The 7,765-nt window shown below is 63.2% G+C and carries 10 protein-coding genes; 7 read left to right on the top strand and 3 right to left on the bottom strand.

From position 1 onward, the window contains the following. The first annotated feature begins 115 nt into the window (after positions 1 to 115). Complete coding sequence (locus tag B4L76_RS18790; protein WP_225778588.1) at positions 116 to 646, top strand: RNA polymerase factor sigma-70; 531 nt, start codon at positions 116 to 118, stop codon at positions 644 to 646. A 129-nt stretch (positions 647 to 775) separates the two neighbouring features. Here B4L76_RS18790 and B4L76_RS18785 read toward each other — a convergent pair whose 3' ends face one another. Together B4L76_RS18785 and B4L76_RS18780 are read right to left on the bottom strand one after the other, a co-directional pair. Next, the gene (locus tag B4L76_RS18785) at positions 776 to 1,789 is read right to left on the bottom strand and encodes a GNAT family N-acetyltransferase (protein ID WP_296234576.1); all 1,014 of its coding nucleotides are present in this window, start codon (positions 1,787 to 1,789) and stop codon (positions 776 to 778) included. Positions 1,790 to 1,853: 64 nt separating this feature from the next. Next, the gene (locus B4L76_RS18780) at positions 1,854 to 2,654 is read right to left on the bottom strand and encodes a substrate-binding periplasmic protein (RefSeq protein ID WP_296234591.1); all 801 of its coding nucleotides are present in this window, start codon (positions 2,652 to 2,654) and stop codon (positions 1,854 to 1,856) included. Between the two features lie 170 nt (positions 2,655 to 2,824). Here B4L76_RS18780 and B4L76_RS18775 point away from each other — a divergent pair, with 170 nt between their 5' ends. Both B4L76_RS18775 and B4L76_RS18770 read left to right on the top strand, forming a co-directional pair. Beyond that, entirely contained in the window at positions 2,825 to 3,385 is a 561-nt protein-coding gene (locus tag B4L76_RS18775) for an exonuclease domain-containing protein (protein ID WP_296234575.1), read from the top strand. Between the two features lie 62 nt (positions 3,386 to 3,447). Beyond that, the gene (locus B4L76_RS18770) at positions 3,448 to 3,732 is read left to right on the top strand and encodes a pyrimidine/purine nucleoside phosphorylase (protein ID WP_289135860.1); all 285 of its coding nucleotides are present in this window, start codon (positions 3,448 to 3,450) and stop codon (positions 3,730 to 3,732) included. A gap of 50 nt (positions 3,733 to 3,782) precedes the next feature. On the opposite strand, the gene B4L76_RS18765 is transcribed toward B4L76_RS18770, so the two are convergent. Continuing rightward, complete coding sequence (locus tag B4L76_RS18765) at positions 3,783 to 4,475, bottom strand: alpha/beta family hydrolase (RefSeq protein ID WP_296234574.1); 693 nt, start codon at positions 4,473 to 4,475, stop codon at positions 3,783 to 3,785. Between the two features lie 50 nt (positions 4,476 to 4,525). On the opposite strand from B4L76_RS18765, the gene ccoN reads away from it, so the two are divergent. From ccoN to ccoP, 4 genes are read left to right on the top strand one after another with little or no spacing between them, the layout of a single operon-like run. Next, positions 4,526 to 5,950, top strand: a complete 1,425-nt coding sequence (gene ccoN / locus B4L76_RS18760) for a cytochrome-c oxidase, cbb3-type subunit I (protein ID WP_296234573.1) — start codon at positions 4,526 to 4,528, stop codon at positions 5,948 to 5,950. Between the two features lie 13 nt (positions 5,951 to 5,963). After that, a complete protein-coding gene (gene ccoO / locus B4L76_RS18755) occupies positions 5,964 to 6,572 on the top strand; it encodes a cytochrome-c oxidase, cbb3-type subunit II (protein WP_296234572.1) in 609 nt (202 codons plus the stop codon). 5 nt (positions 6,573 to 6,577) lie between these two features. Beyond that, a complete protein-coding gene (locus B4L76_RS18750) occupies positions 6,578 to 6,769 on the top strand; it encodes a cbb3-type cytochrome oxidase subunit 3 (protein WP_225778595.1) in 192 nt (63 codons plus the stop codon). Continuing rightward, positions 6,766 to 7,707, top strand: coding sequence for a cytochrome-c oxidase, cbb3-type subunit III (gene ccoP / locus B4L76_RS18745; RefSeq protein ID WP_296234569.1), 942 nt, complete (start codon positions 6,766 to 6,768; stop codon positions 7,705 to 7,707). Before B4L76_RS18750 ends, ccoP begins: the two co-directional genes overlap by 4 nt. Positions 7,708 to 7,765 lie beyond the last annotated feature (58 nt).

Below are 7,765 nucleotides of genomic sequence, written 5' to 3'. Positions count from 1 at the left end.
TAATAATTACATTTCTCATTTGACAATAATTATCACTACGAATAGGTTGTCGCACGTCGTAGGAAGCTTCCCGCATCAGGAAGCGTCCTTTCCCCTCTGTGACAAGGTGATTTCCATGGCGGAACAACTATCCACAAGTAAGTGCGATTCACCATTACTGCAGGCCTTCGTCGACAACCGCAGCATCCTGGTCAAGATTGCCGCGCGCATTACCGGCTGCCGCTCGCGCGCCGAAGATGTAGTGCAGGATGCCTTCTTCAGGCTCAGCGCCGCCCCGCAGATCACTTCGTCGTTCAAGGCGCAGCTGAGCTACCTGTTCCAGATCGTGCGCAACCTGGCTATCGACCACTACCGCAAGCAGGCGATGGAGTTGAAGTACTCCGGCAGCGAGGAGGAAGGCCTGAATGTGGTGGTGCAGAACGCTTCGCCCGAGGCCACCCACATCAACCTGGCTGCGCTGGATGATATTGCCGAGGCGTTGAACCAGCTGCCGCAACGCACCCGCTATGCGTTCGAGATGTACCGCCTGCATGGGGTGCCGCAGAAGGACATTGCCAAGGAGCTGGGAGTGTCGCCAACGCTGGTCAATTTCATGATTCGCGATGCACTGGTGCACTGCCGCAAGATGGCCGGTCGCCAGGCCTGAGCCTTCAAGGTTGCCGGGGGCATGTGGGAGCAGGCTCACCCGCGAACACCGGCGGGGCCGGTGTGTCGGGCACCGCGTCGCGCGCTTCGCGGGAAAACCGCAGCTACAGGGCTACACTGCCCCCAGCCCTCAGGCCAGTTCACAGCGATCGAAAAACCGCTCCCGGCCAAGAATCATCAGTGCCGCCCGTTTGTGCGGGAAATCGAACTCCTTGTCACAGTGGAAGCATTGATCGTGCAGGTAGCCGATCATCTTGCCGTTGTCGGCGCGCGGCTCGGCCACCACCCGCTGGGTACGCGGATCGTCGAGGAACAGGTAATGCACCAGCGCCGATAGCCAGCTGGCTACCTTGTGCGGCCCGCGATGGTGCTGCTCGCCCACCAGCATGTGGATACCCCGGTCGTAGTCATCGGCCAGGTAGAACGGCGCAATGCGGTCCTCCTTGGCCCAGTAGGCTTCGAAGTAGGCAAACGGCTCATCATCGAAGCAGCCGATCAGCGTCAGGGTATGCGGGTCGGCCTGGAGTTTGTCCAGGTACTCGCGGTGCTGCGCCAGGGTGCCAGCCTCCTGCCAGAACGCTTCCACCCGCGGATTGTTCTGCCAGCGGTTGAAACGCTCCAGGTCTGCCTCGATCTCCAGCGTGCGCAGCGACACCCAACTGCCCAGGCGCGCATCGAAACGCCGGTACACTTCGCCACACGGCTTGGGTGGGCGGCGCGGGTGACGTTTGCCATTGCTGAGCTGCATCTGCTGTGGATACGCCCCATGGCCCGACTCGCCCAGCCAGGGTTGTGGCAACTGCCAGAACAGCGCGCGCTCGCACAGGAACTGGCCTGGTTGCTCGGCGTTCAGCAGCAGGCCACTGAGCAACGCCTGCGCCGGAACCTCCGGCAAGTGCCAGACCAGGCGCTGGCAAGCGCTGTCACGGGACAACAGCCAGTAGCAGGCGGCCCACAAGGCCTGGCAGGGTCGCTCGGGGCACAGGCGCTCGAGATGCAGGTGCAAGGTAGCGCCCACCTCCAGGCGCAACTGGATCAACGGGCGGCCTTCGAGGGACAGGCTCAGCCAGTGGTCGCCCTCCTCGGCACTGAGGCTGCGCCAGCGCGGCGCTGACGGGGGCTGCGAAGCGGCATCGAACGGCATGGGCTTGGCTCACGGCAATGAAGGAAAAGGCTCACTGCTGGAAACGTTGCCGCATGGCGGGAATTTAGTCGCGTGTCGGCACCACCGCGATGCGGTAGGGCTCGAAGATGCGCGCCAGCTCGCCGCTGTTGCGCAGGCCTCGCAGCAGCGCCGCGAATGCCTGCTCGCTGATCGGCGCACCAGGGCGCAGCAAGGCGTAGTGGTGGTAAAGCTGATCGATACGTTGCGAGGGCACCAGTTGCTCGCGGCTGGCCGGGTTGCGCGCGAGGAAATCACTGAAGTAGGAACGCGTGACCAAGGCAATGTCGGCGCGCCCGGCTTGCACCATCAGCAGGTTGCTGTCGTGGGAATAGGTCAGGGTCGCGTTGTAGGCCTTGCGCAGGTAGTCCGGGTCCGAGTTGAAGCCGGCGAACGCATAGTGATAACCATTGAACAGTGCCAGGCGCTTGCCGCTCAGGTTGTCGAAGTAATGCGGATCACGGCCATTGACCTGACGGGCGACGAATACCTCGGCATCTTCCAGGCCCATGTCCACGGTCTGATGGGCAATCTGCTGCCAGCCCCATTCCGGGTTCTCGAAAATGGCCATGTCGGTGCGGCCTTGCTGGAAATCACCAAAACGCCGCTGGATGGAAGTGGGCACCAGGGTGAAACGGTATTGCTGCTGCGCCCGGTTCAGCGCCTCGACCAGCTGCGGCAGCAGGCCCGTATCGGCTCCCTGCTCGGGGCGCACCGTGTACGGCGGGAAGTGTGCCGCGCCGACCTTGACCTCGATGGCGTCAAGCGCCCAGGCAGGCACCGCCAGCCAGGACACGGCCAACAACAACAGGGCAGACAAGGCCTTGCGGCCTGGCGTTGGAATCAAGACGGACACTCATACGGTTCATGCCTGGGTGCGCTTAAGCTAGGCGTTTTCCCGGTCGGACACAACTGCCGGTTGCGCTGCCCTTGTGCCAAACCCGGGGGCAAATTGCCAGTGGTGCCCGATGCCCACAGATTGGCTACGCTCTAGCAGGATCTGCAAGGGAGCCTGGTATGGGCCAGTGGTTGGTGATCGACCTGGAAGCCACCACCGACAAGGGTGGTTGGCCAGTCACAGAGATGGAAGTCATTGAAATTGGTGCGAGCCTGGTTACCCGCGAGGGCCGCGAAGTCGACCACTTCCAGCGCTTCGTCAAGCCCCGGCGTCGGCCGCAGTTGACCCCGTTCTGCCGCGAACTGACGCACATCAGCCAGGCCGAGGTAGACAGTGCTGCCCCCTTCCACGAAGTGTGGGCAGGTTTCGAGCGTTGGCTCGGACACCACCGTGAGCAGCTTCAGGCCTGGGTCAGCTGGGGAGACTACGACCGCCAGCAGTTGCATCAGGAATGGCAGCTGCACGGGCTGGACAGCCTGCTGCGGAGCCTGCCGCACATCAACCTCAAGCAACGTTTCGCCAAGGCCCGCCATCTGCAGCGCCCAACCGGCCTGAACGGTGCCCTGCAACTGGCCGGCATGCACTTTTGCGGGCAGCAGCACCGGGCTCTGGAAGATGCACGCAATACTGCACGGCTACTGCCCTTGACCCTCCCGCCAACGGCACCTGAAAGCAGATGACGGGGGCTGAGGGCTTGGGCATACTGGCCAGCCCTTTTTCATCCCTTTTTCTGGAGTCGCCCATGTTCAAGGTCAACGAGTACTTCAACGGCACCGTCAAGTCGATCGCCTTCGCCGGCGAAGAAGGCCCGGCCACTGTCGGTGTGATGGCCCCGGGCGAATACGAGTTCGGCACTGCCAAGCGCGAGATCATGCACGTGGTGTCGGGTGCACTGATCGTGAAGCTGCCAGGCAGCGACAACTGGGAAACCTTCAAAGCCGGCGACAAATTCAACGTGCCGGCCGACAGCAAGTTCCAGTTGCAGGTGAAAGTGGATACCGCCTACCTGTGCGAGTACCGCGACTAAGCGGTAGCCGGTGCCGGTTTCTTCGCGGGTAAACCCGCGACCAACCGGCACTATCGCGACAGGAATGCCGCAACCTTCTCTGCCGCCGCCTGCAAATGCTGCTCATGGCTGAACCCCGAAGCTTTCAACGGCTTCAGGTCATGGTCCGCGGCCACTAGCCAGCTCACCTCGATGGCCGGCGACAGCACATAGCCTGCCACCGTCTCACGGTTGCCCAGTGCATCCCGCTCACCCTGCACGATCAATGTCGGCGTCTGCAATGCGGCCAGGTGCTCGACCCGTGGCTTTTCCGGCTTGCCCACGGCATGGAACGGGTAGCCCAGGCACACCAGCGCATCCACCCCCAACGCGTCGGCCACCAAACTGGCCATGCGCCCGCCCATGGACTTGCCGCCCACAGCCAGCCTGCCCGTGACCAAAGGTCGCACCTGCTGGTAGACCTCGCGCCAACATTCGAGCAACACCTTCTGCGGGTTCGGCGGCCGCTTGCCACCCCCTGCCCTGCGCTCGGCCATGTACGGGAACTCGAAGCGCAGCACCGCGACCCCAAGCGCCGCCAGCCTTTGCGCCATTTCATTCATGAACCCGCTGTCCATTGGCGCACCCGCGCCATGGGCCAGGATCAGGCAGCCCTTGTAACCGCCCCTGCCCTCTAGCTGCGGGGGATCGCAGCGCAAGCCTGGGACATTTCCGACCTTCGCCCATTGATCCCCGTCAATACCGGCACTTTGCCCATTAATCATGCTTGCCTCGCTGTAAAGCCTGCCAAATAACCGTGGATGGGAACCCATACATGAACACAACCAGCAGTACCGCCTATAACTACAAGGTGGTCCGCCAATTCGCCATCATGACGGTGGTGTGGGGAATCGTCGGGATGGGGCTCGGCGTCTTCATCGCCGCCCAGCTCGCCTGGCCTTCCCTCAACTTCGACCTCCCCTGGACCAGCTTCGGCCGCCTGCGCCCCCTGCATACCAATGCGGTGATCTTCGCCTTCGGCGGCTGCGCGCTGTTCGCCACCTCCTATTATTCGGTGCAACGCACCTGCCAGACCACCCTGTTCGCCCCGGGCCTGGCCGCGTTCACCTTCTGGGGCTGGCAACTGGTGATCCTGCTGGCGGCCATCAGCCTGCCGCTGGGCTACACCACCTCCAAGGAATACGCCGAGCTGGAATGGCCGATCGACATCCTGATCACCATCGTCTGGGTGAGCTACGCCATCGTGTTCTTCGGCACGCTGATGAAGCGCACCACCAAGCACATCTACGTCGGTAACTGGTTCTTCGGCGGCTTCATCCTGACCGTGGCGATGCTGCACGTGGTCAACAACCTCGAGCTGCCGGTCAGCCTGACCAAATCCTACTCGGTATACGCCGGTGCCACCGACGCCATGGTGCAATGGTGGTACGGCCACAACGCGGTGGGCTTCTTCCTCACTGCCGGCTTCCTGGGGATGATGTACTACTACGTGCCCAAGCAGGCCGAACGCCCGGTGTACTCCTATCGCCTGTCGATCGTGCACTTCTGGGCGCTGATCACCCTGTACATCTGGGCCGGCCCGCACCACCTGCACTACACCGCCCTGCCCGACTGGGCACAGTCGCTGGGCATGGTGATGTCGCTGATCCTGCTGGCACCGAGCTGGGGCGGCATGATCAACGGCATGATGACCCTGTCCGGCGCCTGGCACAAACTGCGCAGCGACCCGATCCTGCGCTTCCTGGTGGTGTCGCTGGCGTTCTACGGCATGTCCACCTTCGAAGGCCCGATGATGGCCATCAAGACGGTCAACGCACTGTCCCACTACACCGACTGGACCATCGGCCACGTCCATGCCGGCGCCCTCGGCTGGGTGGCGATGATCTCGATCGGTGCCCTGTACCACACCATTCCGAAAGTATTCGGCAAGGAGCGCATGCACAGTATCGGCCTGATCAACGCGCACTTCTGGCTGGCCACCATCGGTACCGTGCTGTACATCGCCTCGATGTGGGTCAACGGTATCGCCCAGGGCCTGATGTGGCGCGCGGTCAACAGCGACGGCACGCTCACCTACTCGTTCGTGGAAACCCTGGTGGCCAGCCACCCAGGCTTCATCGTGCGCTTCGTCGGCGGTGCGATCTTCCTCAGCGGCATGTTCCTGATGGCCTGGAACACCTGGCGCACCGTGCGTTCGCCGGCGCTCGATGTCGCCCCTGCGAACGCCCAGCTGGCTTGAGGAGACCTGCCTGATGAAACATGAAGTCATCGAGAAAAACGTCGGCCTGCTGGCCCTGCTGATGGTGTTCGCCGTCAGTATCGGCGGCCTGACCCAGATCGTCCCGCTGTTCTTCCAGGACGTCACCAACAAGCCGGTGGAAGGCATGAAGCCCTACACCGCGCTGCAACTGGAAGGCCGCGACATCTACATCCGCGAAGGTTGCGTGGGCTGCCACTCGCAGATGATCCGCCCGTTCCGCGCCGAAACCGAGCGCTACGGCCACTACTCGGTGGCCGGTGAAAGCGTCTGGGACCACCCGTTCCTGTGGGGCTCCAAGCGGACCGGACCGGACCTGGCCCGGGTCGGCGGCCGCTACTCGGACGACTGGCACCGCGCCCACCTGTACAACCCGCGCAACGTGGTACCGGAGTCGAAGATGCCGTCGTATCCGTGGCTGGTGGCGCAGCCGGTCGACAACAGCCACACCGACACCAAGATGCGCACCCTGCGCACCCTCGGTGTGCCGTACAGCGACGATGACATCGCCAGGGCCCGCGACGCGCTCAAGGGCAAGACCGAGATGGACGCCCTGGTCGCCTACCTGCAGGTGCTCGGCACCGCGATCAAGAACAAGAGGTGAGTGCGATGGAACTGGACATCGGCATGATCCGCGGCCTGGGCACCCTGGTGGTGATGATCGCCTTCATCGGCCTCACCCTGTGGGTATTCAACCGCCGCCGCGACCGTGATTTCGCCGAAGCGCGGCTGCTGCCCTTCGTCGACGACCGCCTGCCCGCTGCCGGGCAGGAACCTGCTGTAAGGAGCAATGGGCAATGACCACCTTCTGGAGTACCTACATCAGCGTGCTGACCCTCGGCAGCCTGATCGGCCTGACCTGGCTGCTGCTCGGCACCCGCAAGGGGCAGAGCAACAGCACCACCGACCAGACCATGGGCCACAGCTTCGACGGCATCGAGGAGTACGACAACCCGCTGCCCAAGTGGTGGTTCTGGTTGTTCGTCGGCACCCTGGTGTTCTCGGTCGGCTACCTGATCCTCTACCCGGGCCTGGGCAACTGGAAGGGCATCCTGCCGGGTTATGAAAATGGCTGGACGGGTGCCAACGAATGGCAGAAGGAAATGGCCAAGGCCGACGCCAGGTTCGGGCCGATCTTCGCCAAGTACGCGGCCATGCCGGTGGAGGAAGTCGCCAAGGACCCACAGGCGCTGAAAATGGGCAGCCGCCTGTTCGCCTCCAACTGCTCGGTGTGCCATGGCTCGGATGCCAAGGGCGCCTATGGTTTCCCCAACCTCACCGACCAGTCCTGGCGCTGGGGTGGCGATGCGGAAACAATCAAGGCTTCGATCATGAACGGCCGCCACGGGGTGATGCCGGCCTGGGCCGAAGTGATCGGCGAACAGGGTGTGGCGGACGTGGCTGCGTTCGTGCTGAGCGACCTCGGTCAACGCAGCCTGCCGGAAGGGGCCAAGGCCGACGCAGCCAAGGGCAAGGCCATATTCGCCGCCAACTGCGTGGCTTGCCACGGGCCCGAAGGCAAGGGCACACCGGCCATGGGTGCGCCAGACCTGACCCACCCGCAGGCATTCATCTACGGTTCGAGCTTTGCCCAGTTGCAGCAGACCATTCGTTATGGCCGCCAGGGTCAGATGCCGGCGCAGGCCGAGATCCAGGGCAATGACAAGGTGCACCTGTTGGCGGCTTATGTGTACAGCCTGTCGCAGGATGCTGCTGCCGAAACCGTGACTGCCAAGTGAGTTCGCCAAGAGAAATTCGGCGCCTGTAGGATCGAGCGCCGCCCGCGATGCACCGCGC

This window comes from Pseudomonas sp. UBA4617 (assembly GCF_002386445.1).
Lineage (GTDB): Bacteria > Pseudomonadota > Gammaproteobacteria > Pseudomonadales > Pseudomonadaceae > Aquipseudomonas.
This window is presented reverse-complemented; position numbering and strand designations above follow the sequence as displayed.